17 protein-coding genes are annotated in these 16,401 nt (G+C 68.0%); 14 read left to right on the top strand and 3 right to left on the bottom strand.

Annotation, left to right across the window (positions count from 1 at the left end; all coding sequences use genetic code 11):
- Positions 1–14 precede the first annotated feature (14 nt).
- The gene (locus ACRDTB_RS10850) at positions 15–407 is read right to left on the bottom strand and encodes a VOC family protein (RefSeq protein ID WP_431429938.1); all 393 of its coding nucleotides are present in this window, start codon (positions 405–407) and stop codon (positions 15–17) included.
- 365 nt (positions 408–772) lie between these two features.
- On the opposite strand from ACRDTB_RS10850, the gene ACRDTB_RS10845 reads away from it, so the two are divergent.
- The 3 genes from ACRDTB_RS10845 to ACRDTB_RS10835 are packed head-to-tail and all read left to right on the top strand — an operon-like array spanning position 773 to position 3,581.
- A complete protein-coding gene (locus ACRDTB_RS10845) occupies positions 773–1,783 on the top strand; it encodes an ABC transporter substrate-binding protein (protein WP_431429937.1) in 1,011 nt (336 codons plus the stop codon).
- A 10-nt stretch (positions 1,784–1,793) separates the two neighbouring features.
- Positions 1,794–2,603, top strand: coding sequence for an ABC transporter ATP-binding protein (locus ACRDTB_RS10840; RefSeq protein WP_431429936.1), 810 nt, complete (start codon positions 1,794–1,796; stop codon positions 2,601–2,603).
- Between the two features lie 51 nt (positions 2,604–2,654).
- Entirely contained in the window at positions 2,655–3,581 is a 927-nt protein-coding gene (locus ACRDTB_RS10835) for an ABC transporter permease (RefSeq protein WP_431429935.1), read from the top strand.
- A gap of 41 nt (positions 3,582–3,622) precedes the next feature.
- Here the strand turns inward: ACRDTB_RS10835 and ACRDTB_RS10830 are convergent, their stop codons facing one another.
- Entirely contained in the window at positions 3,623–4,312 is a 690-nt protein-coding gene (locus tag ACRDTB_RS10830) for a cysteine hydrolase family protein (RefSeq protein WP_431429934.1), read from the bottom strand.
- 13 nt (positions 4,313–4,325) lie between these two features.
- Positions 4,326–6,008: an amidohydrolase gene (locus ACRDTB_RS10825; protein ID WP_431429933.1), complete on the bottom strand. Its 1,683-nt coding sequence runs from the start codon at positions 6,006–6,008 to the stop codon at positions 4,326–4,328.
- Between the two features lie 134 nt (positions 6,009–6,142).
- Between ACRDTB_RS10825 and ACRDTB_RS10820 the strand changes: the two genes are divergently transcribed.
- The 11 genes from ACRDTB_RS10820 (at position 6,143) to ACRDTB_RS10770 (ending at position 16,401) form a co-directional block, all read left to right on the top strand.
- The gene (locus ACRDTB_RS10820; RefSeq protein WP_431429932.1) at positions 6,143–6,976 is read left to right on the top strand and encodes a TauD/TfdA dioxygenase family protein; all 834 of its coding nucleotides are present in this window, start codon (positions 6,143–6,145) and stop codon (positions 6,974–6,976) included.
- A 3-nt stretch (positions 6,977–6,979) separates the two neighbouring features.
- On the top strand, positions 6,980–8,443 hold the full coding sequence (locus ACRDTB_RS10815; RefSeq protein ID WP_431429931.1) for an aldehyde dehydrogenase family protein: 1,464 nt from the start codon (positions 6,980–6,982) through the stop codon (positions 8,441–8,443).
- Between the two features lie 32 nt (positions 8,444–8,475).
- Positions 8,476–9,573 (top strand): zinc-binding dehydrogenase, encoded by a 1,098-nt coding sequence (locus tag ACRDTB_RS10810; protein WP_431429930.1) that lies wholly within the window; start codon positions 8,476–8,478, stop codon positions 9,571–9,573.
- 44 nt (positions 9,574–9,617) lie between these two features.
- The gene (locus tag ACRDTB_RS10805) at positions 9,618–10,511 is read left to right on the top strand and encodes a DUF6282 family protein (RefSeq protein WP_431429929.1); all 894 of its coding nucleotides are present in this window, start codon (positions 9,618–9,620) and stop codon (positions 10,509–10,511) included.
- Positions 10,512–10,617: 106 nt separating this feature from the next.
- Entirely contained in the window at positions 10,618–11,520 is a 903-nt protein-coding gene (locus ACRDTB_RS10800) for an SDR family NAD(P)-dependent oxidoreductase (protein ID WP_431429928.1), read from the top strand.
- 25 nt (positions 11,521–11,545) lie between these two features.
- Complete coding sequence (locus ACRDTB_RS10795; RefSeq protein WP_431429927.1) at positions 11,546–12,391, top strand: enoyl-CoA hydratase/isomerase family protein; 846 nt, start codon at positions 11,546–11,548, stop codon at positions 12,389–12,391.
- 3 nt (positions 12,392–12,394) lie between these two features.
- Positions 12,395–13,342, top strand: coding sequence for an ABC transporter permease (locus ACRDTB_RS10790; protein ID WP_431429926.1), 948 nt, complete (start codon positions 12,395–12,397; stop codon positions 13,340–13,342).
- 9 nt (positions 13,343–13,351) lie between these two features.
- Positions 13,352–14,245 carry an ABC transporter permease gene (locus tag ACRDTB_RS10785; RefSeq protein ID WP_431429925.1) on the top strand — a complete coding sequence of 298 codons (894 nt, stop codon included), beginning with the start codon at positions 13,352–13,354 and terminating at the stop codon, positions 14,243–14,245.
- The gene (locus ACRDTB_RS10780) at positions 14,242–14,727 is read left to right on the top strand and encodes an FAS1-like dehydratase domain-containing protein (protein WP_431429924.1); all 486 of its coding nucleotides are present in this window, start codon (positions 14,242–14,244) and stop codon (positions 14,725–14,727) included. Before ACRDTB_RS10785 ends, ACRDTB_RS10780 begins: the two co-directional genes overlap by 4 nt.
- Positions 14,724–15,161 carry a MaoC/PaaZ C-terminal domain-containing protein gene (locus ACRDTB_RS10775; protein ID WP_431429923.1) on the top strand — a complete coding sequence of 146 codons (438 nt, stop codon included), beginning with the start codon at positions 14,724–14,726 and terminating at the stop codon, positions 15,159–15,161. The genes ACRDTB_RS10780 and ACRDTB_RS10775 overlap by 4 nt, the downstream gene beginning before the upstream one ends.
- The gene (locus tag ACRDTB_RS10770; RefSeq protein ID WP_431429922.1) at positions 15,154–16,401 is read left to right on the top strand and encodes an acyl-CoA dehydrogenase family protein; all 1,248 of its coding nucleotides are present in this window, start codon (positions 15,154–15,156) and stop codon (positions 16,399–16,401) included. The genes ACRDTB_RS10775 and ACRDTB_RS10770 overlap by 8 nt, the downstream gene beginning before the upstream one ends.

Below are 16,401 nucleotides of genomic sequence, written 5' to 3'. Positions count from 1 at the left end.
GCGCGGGGAGACGCTCACTCGGATGGCGGCGGCGCGGCGTCCGCGCCGGCGGGCTCCCAGAGCTGGACGGGGTTCCCCTCGGGATCGGTGAGGTCGGCGAACCGGCCGTTCGGGTAGGTCTCGGCGTGCACGTCGACCTCGATACCCGACTCACGGAGCTGGGCGACCATCGCGTCGAGGTCACGGACCCGGAAGTTGATCGCCCATTGCTGATCGGAGCGCTGGAAGTGCTCGGAGTCGCTGGGGAACGGCGAGAACACCGTGGGTCCGGCCTCCTGGTCCCACGATCGCTGCTCGTAGCTCCGCGGCGGGCATCCGACGCCGAGGTGGCGCTCGTACCACTTGCTCAACGAGTCGGGATCACTCGCCCGGAAGAAGACGCCGCCGATGCCCGTGACTCGCTCCATGCCGCGCCCCCAGTCGATGGACCGTGGTTCCGGAGGCCACCCTAGCGACTTCAGGACATGAACACAGTCGGTCGGCCCGTCGAGTCGTCGCCACAGCGTTGCGGGCACGCGGCGCGCGGCGTGGTAATGGACGCCGCTGCCGCGACGTCGCGGGGCCGGGTAACGGAGCCGGGTAACGGAGCCGGGCGACCTCGCCTGCCGACTATGACGGGTTAGTCAGTCCAATGGACTTACCATTGACTCACACGGCGGCCTAGGTAAAACTGTATGACCAATACACGCATGCGGCCGCCGACGTCTGCAGCAGAGGGTCAACGGCCCCACGTGCCCGCTGACGTCGTCGAACCGCAACGGAACATCTGGTCATGACGAAGAGAGGCCTGGACGTGGATCGTAGGCGTGCACTCAGAATGCTGGGAGCGGCGGTGCTGTGCGGGTCGCTTGTCGCCGGATGTGGTGGTGGGGGAGAGGCCGCATCCACCGGAGCCGGCGCGACGCTCGACCCCGCTGATCCGACGAAGATCAGCGTGGGCATCTCGGTGGACGAGCCCACGCTCATGAACCTCTACGCCGCCATGGACGAAGGCATCTTCAAGGAGAACGGTCTGGATGTCACGCTCGTCGCCTCGCAGTCGGGCAACGGTGCGATCCTCCAGTCGGGCTCGATCCAGATGCTCGTCGGGCCACCGGCGACCATCACCAGTCAACTCGAGGGCGCCCAGATCACCGCGGTCGGCCGCTCGGCGGTCACGAGCCACTTCATGTTCGCCGGGCCGAACTCGGGTGTCCGGTCGACGGCGGACCTGCGGGGCAAGAAGATCGGCCTGTCCGCCCCGGGCGGCACCGCGGACCTCCAGGTCCACCGAGCCACCGAGCTCGCCGGCATCGACATCGACGACGTCACGTTCGCCTACATCGGAGCGCAGGCCGGGATCCTCGAGGCCGTGAAGACGGGTCAGGTCGACGTCGGATACGCGACCAAGGCGACCGTCCGGGCGGCCGAGGAGTGGGGCGGCGTGGAGATCGCCAGCCGGCAGAAGGGGCTGGACGCCAACGTCCTGAGCTACCCCATCGGGGTGAACGACGCATGGGCGGCCGAGAACCCGGAGGTCATCCGCGCCTTCCTGAAGGCGTTGACCGAGGCGACGCAGCTGGTCATCGACGACCGGGCCGTCGGGGAGCAGACGCTGGTCGAACACCTGAACTTCACTCAGGCCGAGGCCGCCCTCGAGTACGACGTGTACGCCTCCGGGCTCGACCCCGACCTGAAGATGCCCGAGGAGTACGTGAAGCGGCTCCTCGACTTCGCCAATGCGGGCGAGGAGAACCCCAAGGACTTCTACACCGACGAGTACCTCCCGAAAGCTTCATCCTGAAGGACAGCCGATGCTCAGCATGGTGGATCTCAACGTGCGTTATCCGCCCGCGGCGGGTGGCAGTGACCGCGTCACCCACGCCCTGTACGACGTGTCGCTGGACATCGACACGGGCAGCTTCGTCGCCATCGTCGGGCCGAGCGGTTGTGGGAAGACCACGCTTCTGAACGTCGTCGCCGGGCTCGTCAAGCCATCGTCGGGTACCGCCGTGCTGGACGGGGAGCGCATCACCGGTCCAGGGGCGAGCCGCGCGGTGGTCTTCCAGCACGCGTCGCTGTTCCCGTGGCGGACGGTGCTCGACAATGTCGTCTTCGGCGCCGAGGTGCAGCGGCTCGGCAACCGGCGGCAGCGCAAGGAGAAGGCCCGGGCGCTGATCGAGATGGTCGGCCTCAGCGGCACCGAGAACAAGCGGCCGTTCCAGCTGTCCGGCGGTATGCGCCAACGGATCAACCTGGCGCGGGCCCTGATGCTCGAACCGCAGGTTCTGTTGATGGACGAGCCGTTCGCCTCTCTGGACGCACATACCCGTCGCCTCATGCAGGAGGAGTTGCTGGGCATCTGGGAGCGAGTCAAGGCGACCACGCTCTTCATCACGCACGACATCTCCGAGGCGCTCTACCTCGCCGACACCGTGTACGTGATGAGCCCCTCGCCGGGACGGATCATCGGCCGGCTCGACATCTCGCTGGATCGCCCCCGTCCCGAGGACGCTCGCACGGATACCCGGATGGCGCAGTGGGAAAGGCGGATCGACCACGCGATCCGGTCGGGTGGACGAGCCGACGCGGACGAACATGCCATCGACGCGACTCATGTCTGATTCTCGCCTCGCCTGCCACCGTCCACACCACATTCGAGAAAGGCGGACCCGATGAGCGCCGACATCCGTGCGTCGACCACCACGACATCGAGTCCGGCCCCACCTCAGGACCGACCGGGGGCCGTGGGGGAGTACGTCGAGTACCCCCCGGTCGAGACGACCGCGGCGGGCGCCGGTTCGCATGAGCGGGCGGGCGCCGTGGCGTTCGTCGCCCGCTTCGCCAGGCGCCACATCCAGGGGCTCGTCTTCGTCGTCGTCCTGCTGGTCCTGGTCGGGATGTGGCAACTCGCGGCGAGCCAGGGGTGGGTCAACCCGCTTATCCTCAGCTCGCCGTCGGCGGTGTTCGACGCGCTGATCAACTACCTCGGGTCGCCTCAGGCGGCGATCGACCTGAGGACAAGCGGCATCGAGCTGGCCGCCGGGTTCGGGATCGTCGTCGCGGCCGGCGTGACCATCGGGCTCCTCGCGGGCACGAGCCGAGTCGTGGACATCGTCGTGAGCCCGCTGGTGAACATGCTCAACTCCGTACCACGGATCGCGCTGATCCCGATCTTCATCATCATCTTCGGCATCGGCGTCGAGTCGAAGATCGCCACCATCGTGGCGGTGGCCCTGATTCCCGTCATCATCAGCGCGCAGGCCGGTGTGCGGTCCGTGCCGGCCGAGCTGCTGACCGTGGCGGTCGTGTTCGACGCGAACGCGCTGCAGCGTTTCACGAAGGTACTGCTGCCGGGTGCCATACCGGCGATCATCGGTGGTCTGCGAATCGGCTTGGGTCAGGCACTGGTCGGCGTGATCGTCGGCGAGTTCTTCGCCGCGTCGGCGGGGATAGGCTTCTTCATGATCAAATCCGCCAACCAGCTCCAGACCGCCAACGTGCTCGCCGGAACCGTCATCGTGACGGTCATCGGTTGGTCCCTCGCCACCGCGATGACCGTCGCCGAACGGTACTTCCACCGTCGGCACGGCGGCATCTGACGGGACGGCACGCCGTTTATCCGGAGGCAGTCGGTCGCCTCTCAGCGCGTGCCGAGGGTCTCCATGACCTCGTTAAGGACGACCACGTCGGCATACTTCATCGCCATGTCGAAGAGGTTGATCCAGTGCGCGGCCTCGGTGCGGTCGTAGCAGCAGTCCTCGACGACGGTCACCCGGAAGCGGTTGGTCGCCGCGTCGACGACTGTCGCACGTACACAACCACTCGTCGCCTCACCGCAGATGATGAGCGAGTCGGCCCGTAGGTGGTTGAGGTGGTAGAGCAACGGCGTGCCGGCGAACCCGCTCGGCGCCGCCTTCTCGATGACGACGTCGCCGAAGCGGGGAGCGATCTCCGCGACGATCTCGTTGCCCTTCGCCCGGTGCATGTCGGTGGACGTGAGCTCGGCGATCATCGGCCGGCCCGGGGGAGCCCACGAGCCGGGGAACGGCAGGTCCCGAAGGTAGACGACCGGCACACCGGCGGCGCGGGCGCCGGCCAGCAGCTCCGCCGTGCGGTCGATCGCCGCCCACCCCTCGAGGCCGCAGGACAACGGCCAGCTCTTGATCGACTCCAGTAACGGTTCTCGCTTGTCGCCGACGGACGCGTAGTACGCGTCGACCACGACGACGACGGGCCGGTCGCCGAGTCCGTAAGGTTCCCGATCCGCGAAGCCTTGAGCCAGATGCTCCTTGTCCCGTGCGCTGAGGAATCGTTCCCACCCTCGAGTCATGATCCGCCCGCGCTCACTGGTCGCGCCCGACCGTCGACGCGTCGGTCGCCGATGTGTCGGACGACAACGCGTCGGACAACCACGTCACGACCCCGTCCACGATCGTCGCGTCAACGCCCATCGATCCGAGGCCTGTGCCGTCGGCCCCGAGCGGGTCACCGGCGAGCACGACGAGATCCGCGAGCTTGCCTTCCTCAACCGTGCCCAGCCTGTCCTCGACCCCACCGAGCCACGCCGCTGAGCGGGTGAGCGCGACCAGCGCCTCGCGGTGGGTGATCCGCTGGTCGGGGCCGATCTCAATCCCGTCACGAGTGCGCCGGTCGACCGCCACACCGGCGTCGCGCAGCGGATCGATGGGCCAGTAGATCGGTGCGTCGGCACCGAAGGTGAGCGGGAAGCCGTCGTCGAGAAGCCGGCGGAGCGGAAACGAATCCCTTGTTCGGTCCCTGCCCAGGGTGAGTGCGGCCTCACGGCCGAGATAGTGCAGGAAAGCCGGGTTCGGCACCGGGGTGACCCCGATGTCCTTCGCCAGTGCCGCGCGCGTTTCGTCCATGAGCCAGTTGCCCATGTGCTCGACCCGATGGCGAAGCACTGCCGGGTCGCCGCGTCCGCGTGCCCGGGCGAAACTGCCGAGCACCATGTCGGTCGCCATGTCGCCGATGGCGTGCACGCAGATGCGCATCCCGGCCTCGTGGTAAGCGGTCACCACCGCGTCGAGTTCCTCCTGCTCGATACGGATCAGCGGATGGTTCCCGCATGGTTCGCCGGGGACCGGCGACCAGGCCGACGCGCGACCGGTGAAGCCCCCGTCCACGCTCAGCTTGACTCCGCCCAGACTCAGCATGCCGCCGGCGCCGATCCCGTCGATGAGGCCGAGGTCCAGCAATGCCCACGTCGGCGTGTGCGCCTCGATGACGCGCACCATGAGGTCCACTCGGACCGGGAGACGCCTCTCGCGGGCGAGCGTGACGTAGGCCCGGATCTCCTCGGGCCGGCTGACCTGCTCGTGGATGTGCGTGACGCCGCGGGTGGCGGCCAGGCGAAGCTCCCGCTCGACGGCCTCGGTGAACCGCGAGAGGTCAGGCGCCTCCTGCAGGTCCCTGATCGGGCCCTGGGCGCGCTCGTAGAGAATGCCAGTCGGCTGCCCGTTCGCGTCGCGATCGATCATGCCGCCAGCCGGATCCGGGGTTGCCGAGCTCACTCCGATCAGCTCGAGGCCCCGGCGGTTGGCAACCGAGACGTGCGCGCCGAAACTAAGGAACACCGGGCGGTCGGGTACCGCATCGTCTAGCTCACGGCCGCTGGGGAGTCGCCCCTCGGCGAGGCGGAACTGCTGCATCGGGCTCCCGGCGGCGAAGACCACGCCACCGGCTGTCGTGCTGGCGGCCGCGCGGAGCCGCTCGAGGATGTCGTTGACCGAGGTGATCCGGGCGTAGAAGTCCCGGCAGTCAAGGAACTCCGCGGACATCGCCGCGGCGGCGAGGTGCGTGTGCGTGTCGACGAGACCCGGCATGACGACGCGATCACCGAGCGGGATCGTGCGTGCGGCAGGGCCGGCGGCGCGCTCCACGAGCTCGCGTTCCCCGATGGCCGCGATGTGTCCGTGCCGGATGGCGACGGAGGCGGGTCGGTAGCCGGGACCGTCGTTCATGGACAGGATGCGACCGTCAATCAACGCGATGCTCCCGGCGCTCATGACAAGTCCCTTCCTGGATGACCTACCGAGTGACACTAATGCTGATGGGCCAACTAAACAATGGACTTACCATTGACATATTTGCTGGTCGTGGGACAGACTGAGATGTCATTCGGACGTCGAGGTGGTGGAGCATGGGTACGCGTGCCGTGTCGCGTGTTGTGGTGGGTCATGAGCCGTTGACGCCGAACATCGGCTCGGTCGTGTCGGGAGTGGACTTCTCCTCGCGTGCGGCGGTCGAGTCCTGTGCCGACGAGCTTCGCGCGCTGCTGCTGGATCGGCAGGTGTTGTTCTTCCGCGACCTGGGTGACCTACGCGCCGACGTGCAGGAGGCGTTCGCGGGAGTCTTCGGCGTGGTTGCGCCGGTGGGTGACTTCACGCCGACGCACCTGGACTCCACGAACGTGGAGGTTTTGCACACCAAGGGTAAGGCGGTTGGCACGGACATCTGGCACGCCGACCGGACCTGGCATGCGACACCGCCCTCCGCGACGTGTCTGTATGCCAACAAGGTGCCGGCCGTGGGTGGCGACACGATGTGGGCGTCGATGACGGTCGCCGTGGAGGCGCTGGATTCGTCGCTACGTGAGCACCTGTCGAAGCTCGAGTGCGTGCACTCGTGGGAGAGCGAGAGCCACAAGGACACGTTGGGGGAACAGCGGTACGCGCAGATGCGGACGAAGTATCCGCCACGCGTGCGGCCGGTGATCGAGACACATCCGGTGTCGGGCAAGCCGATCTTGTACGTGAACTCGCTGTACTCGACACGGATCCTTGGGGTGCCGCAAGCCCAGGCCGACGCGTTGCTGCGGTATCTGACGAGTCTGGCGTCCGTTCCGGAGTACCAGGTGCGATGGCGTTGGAAGCCGGGGGCGATGGCGGTGTGGGACAACTGGGCGGTGCAGCACTACGCGGTCAGCGACTACTTCCCGCACGAGCGGATCATGCACCGCGTCACCGTCGTCTGAGCCATGGCGGATATCGCGGAGGACATCGCCGACCGGAAGTGGCAGCTCTTCTACGGCGGTGACTGGCAGCCGGCGCAAGGTGGCGACGTGCTGCCTGTCCACACGCCGATCGATGGCAGCCGCCTTGCCACGGTGCCGGTCGCCGACGTCACCGACGTCGCCCGTGCGGTCGCCGCGGCACGCGATGCCGCTGTCCCCTGGGGACGGACCGGACCGGGCCAGCGAATCAAGACGCTGCGCCGGGTCATCGACAAGGTCGCCGGGTCGGTGGAGGAGCTGGCCTGGCTCGACACGCTCAACGTCGGCATCCCGATCAGCGCGATGCGGCAGGAAGTCGCCAAGACACTGGAGATCCTGGACTACTACGCCGGGATCGGCCACGAGGTCAAGGGTGTCCACCATGCCAGCACACCGGACCTGGTGGCGTACACCCGCCGAGAGCCGTACGGCGTAGTCGGCCAGATCTACCCGTTCAACCACCCGCTGATGTTCACGCTGTTGGGCTTGGCGCCCGCGTTGCTCGCTGGCAACGGCGTGGTGGTGAAGCCGGCCGACCAGGCGCCGCTTTCGTCTCTGGCGCTGGCCGAGCTGCTGGCCGACGTGCTGCCGCCCGGGCTGTTCAACGTGGTTCCCGGCACCGGCCCTGGCACGGGTGGGGCCCTGTGCGCGCACCCCGACGTGCCACGGATCGCGTTCACCGGCAGCGTCGCCGGTGGCCGGTCGGTGTTGCGGGCCGCCGCGGAAGGCGTCAAACACGTCTCGCTCGAGCTCGGCGGCAAGAACCCGTTGCTCGTCCTCCCGGACGCGGACGTCGACATGGCGGTCGCGATCGCCGTCCGCGGGATGAATCTGCGCGGCGGAGCCGGACAGTCCTGCCAGTCCAACTCCCGGGTGCTGGTGCACGCGGCGGTGGCCGACCGGTTCGTCGATGCGCTCGTCGACGCGTTCGACGTGATCAAGGTTGGTGACCCGCGGCACGAGGCGACCGAGATGGGACCGCTGGCGTTCCCGGCCCACTACGAGAGGGTTCGCTCGTACATCGAGGTCGGCGGCGCGGAGGGCGCCACGCTCCGCTACGGAGGCGGGCGCCCGGCCGGCGTCGACGACCGGGGTTGCTACCTCGAGCCGACCGTGTTCACGGATGTGCGGCCCGGCATGCGGATCGCCGACGAGGAGATCTTCGGCCCGGTCGTCGTCGTGGTCGGCGTCGCCTCCGAGGAAGAGATGGTCGAGATCGCGAACAGCCTCCCGTTCGGTCTCAACGCACGGATCGTGGGCGGCTCGGCGACGGCCACCATGCCGCTGGTCGAACGGCTCGAAGCCGGCACCGTCTGGTTCAACGAGTCGAACCGACGACCTCCGGGCATGCCGATGGGCGGCCACAAGCAAAGCGGTCTCGGCAACCAGCTCGGCGTCGGTGAACTGCTCAGCTACACGCAGGAGAAGGCGGTCGTCCTACGAGTCTGACCGGCGAGGTGCGGCGCGGGAGGAGACGAGACATGTCAAAGATGGCCCTGGTCGCCGTGGTCGGCGGTGCGGGAGAGCCGTTGACCGTCCGGGAGATTGTCGTCCCAGAGCTGCACGACGGCGCCCTCCTCGTACGTGTGGAAGCGGCAACGGTGTGCGGCACGGACGTGGCGATGTGGCGCGGCGACGGGCACCACGGGCTTCCGCCATACATCCCCGGCCATGAGACGGCCGGCATCGTGGTCGACATCCGCGGCTCCCGTACCGACGTACTCGGCGAACCCGTCCGCCCCGGCGATCGGATCATCTGGTCGTACCCGTTCTGCGGCGAGTGCTTCTACTGCAGCGTCGCCGGGCAAGAGTCGTTGTGTACCAACACTGTGCGGTTCGGACGGGCGGCAGTGGACGAGGATCCCGGGCTGCTCGGCGGCTTTGCCACGCACCACTACGTACCACCGAGGTCGGGCATCGTGAAGGTGCCGGAGGGCGTATCCCCGGCGCTTGCCGCTTCGGCTTCATGTGCGTTGCGGACGGTCATGCACGGGTTCGAGCGGCTGGGCAGGGTGGCGGCTCATGAGGTGTGTCTGGTCCAGGGCAGCGGGCCGGTCGGGCTGTACGCCACCGCCGTGGCGAGAACCCAGGGATTCCGTTCGGTGTACGTGATCGGCGCCCCGGACGGCCGGCTCGACCTCGCTCGGACCTTCGGCGCCGACGACACGCTGAGTGTGGAGCGAACGACCGCGGCGGAACGCGTCGCCTGGGTCAACGACCGCAGTGGTGGCCGTGGCGCCGACGTGGTCATCCAGAGCGCGATCGGCTCGGCGATCCCGGAAGGACTGGCCATGGCGCGGCCGGGCGGCCGGTTCGTCTCGATCGGCGCCGGGGGCGCGTCCACACTGGAGGTTCCGGCGTTGACGTTGCACGGCAAGATGCTGACGATCGTCGGCGTACGCGCGGCGCAAGCCCGGCACTACTACGCGGCGCTGCAGTTCCTTGCCGGAGGATCGGCGCCGTTCGAGCTGCTCACCGCCGGCACCGACTACGCCCTGAACCAGGCCACCGAGGCGCTCGTGGCCATGGAGACCTTCGCCGAGGTCAAACCGGTCGTCGACCCTACGCTCCCGATCTGACTTCTTCTTGGTCTGACCGACGGTCCAATCAACCGAGGAGGGTTGTGAAGCACGCTGGTTCCGATCTGCTGAGTGGCGCCATCGATCTACACACGCACTGCTTTCCCGAGATCCATCGCGGATTTCCCATGGCCCAGGACGACGCCGAGATGGCCGGCCACGCCGCCCGCGCCGGAATGGCCGGATACGTGCTCAAGTCACACCTCTGGCCAACGATGGACCGCGCGTACCACCTGGCGCAACGCGTGCCCCAGGTGGATGTTCTCCCCAGCATCACGCTCAACGCGCTCGTCGGAGGCTGCCATCCGGGTGTTCTCGAAACGGCGGTCAAGCAAGGTGCACGCGCGGCGTGGTTGCCGACCTGGAGCTCGCACAACGATCTGTCGCGCAACGGGTTCTCCCGGCTGATCCGGGCCGAGCTGCCCGGCCTCGTACCGGACGTCGGCATCTCCTTGCTGACCAAGTCCGGCGCACTCACCGACGTGGCACGCGCCGTCGTACGCGTGGCGTGCGATGCGCGGATCGTGCTCAACACTGGCCACGTTTCCGCCGAGGAGACCCTGGCGGTGGCGGCGGAGAGTGAGCGGATCGGCTTCACCAAGCTCGTTGTCACGCATCCCGACAGCGCATCTGTCGGCGCCACGGATGAACAGGTGGTCGAGGCCGCCCGCCGCGGCGCCACCATCGAATGGACGTTCCACGGGATGTTGCCCGACGCGCAGCGAATCACGCCACAGCGGGTCGCCGAGTGGGTCGACACGCTCGGTGCGGATCGGTGCGTACTGACCACCGACACCTTCGGCCGGGCCGGCCTTCCGATGGCCGATCTCCTCGTCTACTACATGGGCCTGCTCGTCGAGGCCGGCGTCGGCGACGCGGAGGTCAAGCGGATGACCGCCGAGAACCCGGCCGCGCTGCTCGACCTGCGCGCCCCGTGAGCTGTCCGGGCTGCTTCGGCTCGACGAGCGAACGCACCTAGCGTGCTTACTGATTTGTAGGTAAGCTCACGACCCGTACGCTGACGTGACGAGTCGGAGCGTCTCTATGGATCAGTTGGACGGTAGGGTCGCGGTAGTTACTGGTGCCGGAGGCGGCATCGGCGCCGCTGTCGCGAAACGACTTGCCGCCGAAGGTGCCGCGGTTGTCGTCAACGATCTCGGCACTAGCGTGATCGGTTCGGGAGAGGGGCATGGCCCTGCCGACACGGTCGTCGACGACATCCGGGCGTCGGGCGGACGGGCGGTCGCCGACTACGCCGATGTCGGTGACTTCGAAGCTGCCGAGAGCCTCATCAAGCACGCCATCGGTGAGTTCGGGCGATTCGACGTCCTCATCAACGTCGCCGGGATCCTGCGCGACCGCATGGTGTTCAACATGTCGGCCGAGGAGTGGGACTCGGTCATCCGCGTGCATCTGCGCGGGACGTTCAACACCACGCGCCACGCCTCGGCGTACTGGCGGTCCAACCGGGGCGGGTCCTACCGGCTGATCAACTTTGCCTCGCGGGCGGGACTGTTCGGAGGCCCCGGGCAACCGAACTACGCCGCGGCGAAGGCGGGGATCATCGGCTTCACGTACTCGTGCGCGAACGCGCTCGCCCGGTACGGGGTTACGTCGAACATCATCTGCCCGACCGCGGCGACGCGAATGATCGGCGAGGCGGCCGGCACGCTGGTGGATCAACTGGGTCTGCGCGACCCCGACGAGATGGCACCGGACAACGTCACGCCGGCAGTGCTGTACCTGGCCTCCGAGCGGTCGGCATGGCTGAACGGACGTGTCGTCGGGGCGAGTGGACGCCGCATCACGCTCTACACCAATCCCGAGGTGGAGCGCGAAATCGTGAGCGTGCAACCGTGGACCCTCGAGTCGGCGTTCGACGAGATCGAGCGCGTCTTCCAGCCTGCTGTCGAACATCGCGGCATGTTCGACTCGTTGACAAATTGAGGTCGCAGGGCTGAGGGAGGCGTTCGTGGACGAAGTACAGGCGTACGAGGTCCGGCGCGACGGCCAGGTCGCGACCATCGAGTTGACTCCGTTGCGCGAGACCGTGGAGGTCGGTGCGGCGGTTGACATTCATTGGGCGCTTGGCGCGGTCCTCGAGGAACTTCGCTGGGACGACGACATCCGGATCATCGTCATCACTGGCAAGCGGAACGGCGAGTTCCTGATCGCGCCGGCGAGCGACCACTATGGATCCGAGGCGCAGAAGCGCAGGATGCGTGGCATCAAGGGCTCGTGGAGCCGGTCGCAGGGCGTGATCAGGACGCACCAGGCGCTCGCCCTGATCGAGAAGCCGGTTGTGGCCAGGCTCAACGGCGACGCACTCGGGTTCGGTCAAAGCATCATGTTCGGCTGTGACCTGATCGTGGCCCGCGAGGACGCGATGATCTCCGACGTCCACCTCGGCATGGGTCGGGTGCGGCGCAGCGAGGACGGCGCCACGGTCGGGCCCCCGTACGGCCTGGTACCCGGGGATGGCGCGCTGGCTTGGGTTCCGCTGTCGATGCCGCCGCAGAAGGCGAAGGAGTACTTGATGCTCTCGCGCGAGCTCAGCGCGAAGCAGATGGCCGAACTGGGCATCGTCAACTACGCCGTTCCCGCGGACCAACTCGACGCGAAGACAGCCGAGATCGTGGAAGAACTGCTCGCTCGGCCGGCCACGGTGTTGGCGATGACGAAACGGCTGCTGAATCGGCACATGATCGAGCAGAGCAATCTGTCGCTCGACCTGAGCTACGCCTACGAGAAGATCAACTTCTTCGAGCTGTCCAGGGCTGGCTGGAAGGACAAGTTCCAGCTGAAGGACGAAGACTGAGCTATGTTTGGCTTTGTGGCTCGGCGAATACTCGCCACAATCCCCATCCTCTTGTTCGTTTCGGTGGCGACGTTCCTGCTGATTCACCTGAGTCCCGGTGACCCGGCGGTGAAGGCGGCCGGTGGTATGCAGGCCACGCCGGAGGCGATCGCGATCGCGCGCGAGCGGTTGGGCCTGAACAAGCCTCTGGTCACGCAATACCTGGACTGGATGTCCGGGCTGGTGCGGGGCGATCTGGGCCGGTCGCTGTTCAAGCCGATGTCGGTGTCGTCGGCGATCGCCGAACGCTTCACCATCACCCTCTCGCTCACGGTCTGCGCGATCTTCATCGCGGTCGTGCTCGCGCTCGTCGCCGGTCTGCTCGCGGCGTCGCGGCCGGACGGCATCGTGGACCGGATCGTCACGCCGGTATCGTCGCTCGGCATCGCGGCGCCGAACTTCTTCATCGGCATGCTCCTGGTCCTCGCCTTCTCGCTGCATTTCGGGTGGTTCCCCGCGGTCGGGTACGTGCCATTCACCGAAGATCCGATCGAATGGCTTCGCCACCTCGCGTTGCCGTCATTCGCCCTCGGTGTCGCCGTGGCCGCGGAGCTCGCCCGTCACCTGAGGGCGTCGCTGCGCGACGTGCTGCAGACCGACTATGTCCGCACCGCCGTGGCGAAGGGGTTGCGGGCGCGTTCCGTGCTCACCAAGCACGCGTTGAAGAACGCCGGCATCCCGGTGATCACCGTGCTCGGGATCCACATCGGACACCTGTTGGGTGGGACGGTGGTGATCGAGAGCGTCTTCGGAATTCAGGGCCTCGGCTCACTCGCGGTCACGGCCGTCTTCGACCGGGACTACACCATGATCCAGGGGATCACGATCGTCACGGTGCTGTTCGTGGTCGTCGTCAACCTGCTCGTCGACCTGTCATACGCCGTGCTCAACCCCCGGGTCCGGCCACATTGAGGATCTTTCATGGCTGACACAGCAGTCCTGGCCGGCGGATCCGCCACGCGACCGTCGGGCACGCCGTCGAAGAAGCACACGATGTGGTCGCGGCTGCGGCGCAGGCGTGCGGCGATGGCGGCGTTGATCTTCCTGGTTCTGCTGGTGGTCGCGGTGCTCGCCGCTCCGCTCGTCGCGCCGTACGACCCCAATGCTCTCGACGTGCGCGATACCTTCGCCGGACCGAGCTCCGAACACTGGCTGGGCACCGACGATCTGGGTCGGGACATGGTGAGCCGGTTGCTCTACGGCGGGCGGTTGTCGTTGCTGGCGGGGCTCACCGCGGTTGCCGTCGCGACGCTGTTGGGTGCCCCGCTCGGCCTGATGAGCGGCTACGCCGGCGGGTGGTGGGACCGGGTCATCACGAGCTTCAACGACTCGCTGATGAGCTTCCCGCCGCTCATTCTCGCGATCGCGATCATCGGTGTGCTCGGGCCCAGCCTGATCAACGCCATGATCGCGATCGGGATCGTCTTCGCGCCACGGTTCATGCGCATTCTCCGGGGCGCGACGCTCGCCGTCCGCCAGGAGGGCTACATCGAAGCGGGCATCGCGTCGGGGACCCGCACGTCGCGGATCCTCACTCGCCACGTGCTGCCGAACGTCCTCTCACCATTCATCGTGCAGCTGACCATCGGCATGGGCGTGGCGATCCTGGCCGAGGCGGGCTTGAGTTTCATCGGGCTCGGTGTACAGCCTCCGCAGGCGAGCTGGGGCGCGATGCTCGACCGCGCGTTCGACCACATGTCGCGGGCGCCGCTCAACGTGATAAGTCCGGGCCTGATGATCATGCTGGTCGTGCTCTCGTTCAACACGCTCGGCGACGGTCTGCGCGACTCCCTCGGTCAGGAGCGCACGCGATGACCGCCCGGTCGACGGACCTCGGCAGGGTGGTCCTGCGGGTGCGGTTCCCGGTCGAGGCGGGGAAGGTGCGTGAGTTCGCCCGCGCTCTGGACGATCCCAACCCGGTCTACCGCGACGCGGACAGCGCCCACCGAGCCGGATTCGATCGGATCCCCGCCCCGCCGACGTTCACGGCGGTCGCCGCGCACTACGCCGAGGTCGAGGACGGCACGATGAGCCCGGCTCGGGCCGCGGCCGTGGCGCTGGGGCTGGACCTGCCGCGGACCGTCAACGGTGAGCAGACCTGGGAGTTCGACCGGATTCCCCAAGTCGGCGACGAGCTGACCGGTGAGAGCGTGATCACCGACATACGGCAGAAGGAGGGCCGCCGCGGCGGGGCGCTCACCTTCGTGACCGTGACCACCACCTATGTCGACCAGAGCGGCTCGCCGGTCGTTCGGGAGCAGGTGACGATCATCGAGACGTCTGGACCGTCCACATGAGCCAGTCAGACCGGCCCGGGCCGCGGCCGGGAGAGAGCGTCTCGGTCGGGGACGTCATTCCCGGGTTCGAGTTCGGGCCGGTCACGAGGAGCGGGATCGTCCGTTACGCGGGCGCGGGCGGCGACTTCAACCAGGTACATCACGACGAGCCGTTCGCACAGTCGAAGGGCTATCCGACCGTGTTCGCGATGGGTCTGTACCCGGCCGGAGTCCTGGCCCGGATCATCACAGACCGGTTCGGCCTCGGTCGGCTTCGCTCGTTCGGCGTCAGGTTCACCTCGCAGGTGTGGCCGGGTGAGACCCTCCGGTTCTCGGCGACGGTCGTGGGCGTCCGGGAGGCCGATGAGGTGCTGGTCGATCTGGAGACTCGTGCGGAGAGCGGTTCCGGGGAGACCAAGATCGTTGGTCGAGCGACGGTGGCCCTCGATGGATGAGTCGCTGATCTCGGGCGCCGCCGGGCGGGCCGAACGGCAGGAGCTGGCGCGTGAGGTTCGCCGGTTCCTGGAGCGGCACGCCAGTCTGGCGCACAACAGGAAGAGAATCACCGAAGACCTGCTTGCCGGGTCGAGCATTGGCACCGAAGACCTGCTTGCCGGGTCGAGCATCGGCGAGGTCGGCTACGACGAGGCGGTCTGGCGGCGCCTGGTGGACGACTTCGGCGCACCGGGCATTCAGGTACCCGAGCGGTTCGGCGGGCAGGGATTCGGCTTCGCGGAGCTCGCCGTGCTGCTCGCCGAGTCCGGGCGGGTGCTGCTCCCGTCGCCGTTGCTGTCGAGTGCGGTGCTCGCCACGGCCGTGCTCCTGGAACTGGGCGACGAGACCGGCCGCGACGAGTTGCTCGCGCGGTTGGCGACGGCGGAGCGAACCGCCACGCTTGCCTTGGTGGAGCCCGGATCCGGCTGGAACCCCAGCTCGGTGACCATGGTCGCCGAGCCGGACGGGGCCGGCGTTCTGCTCAGCGGCGAGAAGGTCGTCGTGCTCGACGGCCAGGCCGACGTCGTGCTCGCCGCCGCCCGTCGACCGGGTACCAGTGGGGAAGCCGGACTTCTCGTGGTGGCCGTGCCGCGGGGCCATGAGGGCCTCGAAGTCCGCGACACGGCGTCGCTGGACCCGACCCGTCCGCTGCACGCGCTACGGTTCAGGTCCGTGCGCGGACGGCCGCTCGGGCACCCGACCGGATCCGCCGCCGACGCGCTGCGGTCCGCGCTCACCCTCGCGACCGTCGCGTTGGCCGCCGAGATGGTCGGCGGTGCGCGCCGCAGTGTCGAGATCGCGGTCGACTACGCGAAGACCCGCGCGCAGTTCGGCCGGCTGATCGGCTCCTTCCAGGCGATCAAGCACCGATGCGCCGACCTGCTCGCCGAGGTGGAGCTGGCCGACGCCATCGTCGGGGAGGCGGCGTCGGCGGCCGCCGCGGCCGCCGACGGCGCGCGCGGGCTGGCGTCGATGGCGAAGCTGCAGGCATCCCGGGCGTACCTGTACGCCGCGCTGGAAGGCCTGCACGTGCACGGTGGTATCGGGTTCACCTGGGAGCACGATGCGCATCTCTACGTGCGCCGCGCGAAGGCGAGTGACGTGCTGTTCGGCAACCAGCAGTTCCACCGGCGGGTGGTCGCTGAACACCTGGGGTTGTCGCACCCCACAACGGTCGTGGCGCGAGGGCGGGGATGCTGA

The sequence above is a fragment of the Actinophytocola sp. genome (assembly GCF_050699935.1).
Classification (GTDB): Bacteria; Actinomycetota; Actinomycetes; order Mycobacteriales; family Pseudonocardiaceae; genus Actinophytocola.
This window is presented reverse-complemented; position numbering and strand designations above follow the sequence as displayed.

Coding starts and splice junctions, on each gene's coding strand:
- ACRDTB_RS10825 (WP_431429933.1), bottom strand. CDS start 6,008: ATGAGCGCCGGGAGCATCGCGTTGATTGACGGTCGCATCCTGTCCATG.
- ACRDTB_RS10830 (WP_431429934.1), bottom strand. CDS start 4,312: ATGACTCGAGGGTGGGAACGATTCCTCAGCGCACGGGACAAGGAGCAT.
- ACRDTB_RS10850 (WP_431429938.1), bottom strand. CDS start 407: ATGGAGCGAGTCACGGGCATCGGCGGCGTCTTCTTCCGGGCGAGTGAT.
- ACRDTB_RS10785 (WP_431429925.1), top strand. CDS start 13,352: ATGGCTGACACAGCAGTCCTGGCCGGCGGATCCGCCACGCGACCGTCG.
- ACRDTB_RS10780 (WP_431429924.1), top strand. CDS start 14,242: ATGACCGCCCGGTCGACGGACCTCGGCAGGGTGGTCCTGCGGGTGCGG.
- ACRDTB_RS10790 (WP_431429926.1), top strand. CDS start 12,395: ATGTTTGGCTTTGTGGCTCGGCGAATACTCGCCACAATCCCCATCCTC.
- ACRDTB_RS10840 (WP_431429936.1), top strand. CDS start 1,794: ATGCTCAGCATGGTGGATCTCAACGTGCGTTATCCGCCCGCGGCGGGT.
- ACRDTB_RS10770 (WP_431429922.1), top strand. CDS start 15,154: ATGGATGAGTCGCTGATCTCGGGCGCCGCCGGGCGGGCCGAACGGCAG.
- ACRDTB_RS10845 (WP_431429937.1), top strand. CDS start 773: ATGACGAAGAGAGGCCTGGACGTGGATCGTAGGCGTGCACTCAGAATG.
- ACRDTB_RS10835 (WP_431429935.1), top strand. CDS start 2,655: ATGAGCGCCGACATCCGTGCGTCGACCACCACGACATCGAGTCCGGCC.
- ACRDTB_RS10815 (WP_431429931.1), top strand. CDS start 6,980: ATGGCGGATATCGCGGAGGACATCGCCGACCGGAAGTGGCAGCTCTTC.
- ACRDTB_RS10800 (WP_431429928.1), top strand. CDS start 10,618: ATGGATCAGTTGGACGGTAGGGTCGCGGTAGTTACTGGTGCCGGAGGC.
- ACRDTB_RS10820 (WP_431429932.1), top strand. CDS start 6,143: ATGGGTACGCGTGCCGTGTCGCGTGTTGTGGTGGGTCATGAGCCGTTG.
- ACRDTB_RS10810 (WP_431429930.1), top strand. CDS start 8,476: ATGTCAAAGATGGCCCTGGTCGCCGTGGTCGGCGGTGCGGGAGAGCCG.
- ACRDTB_RS10775 (WP_431429923.1), top strand. CDS start 14,724: ATGAGCCAGTCAGACCGGCCCGGGCCGCGGCCGGGAGAGAGCGTCTCG.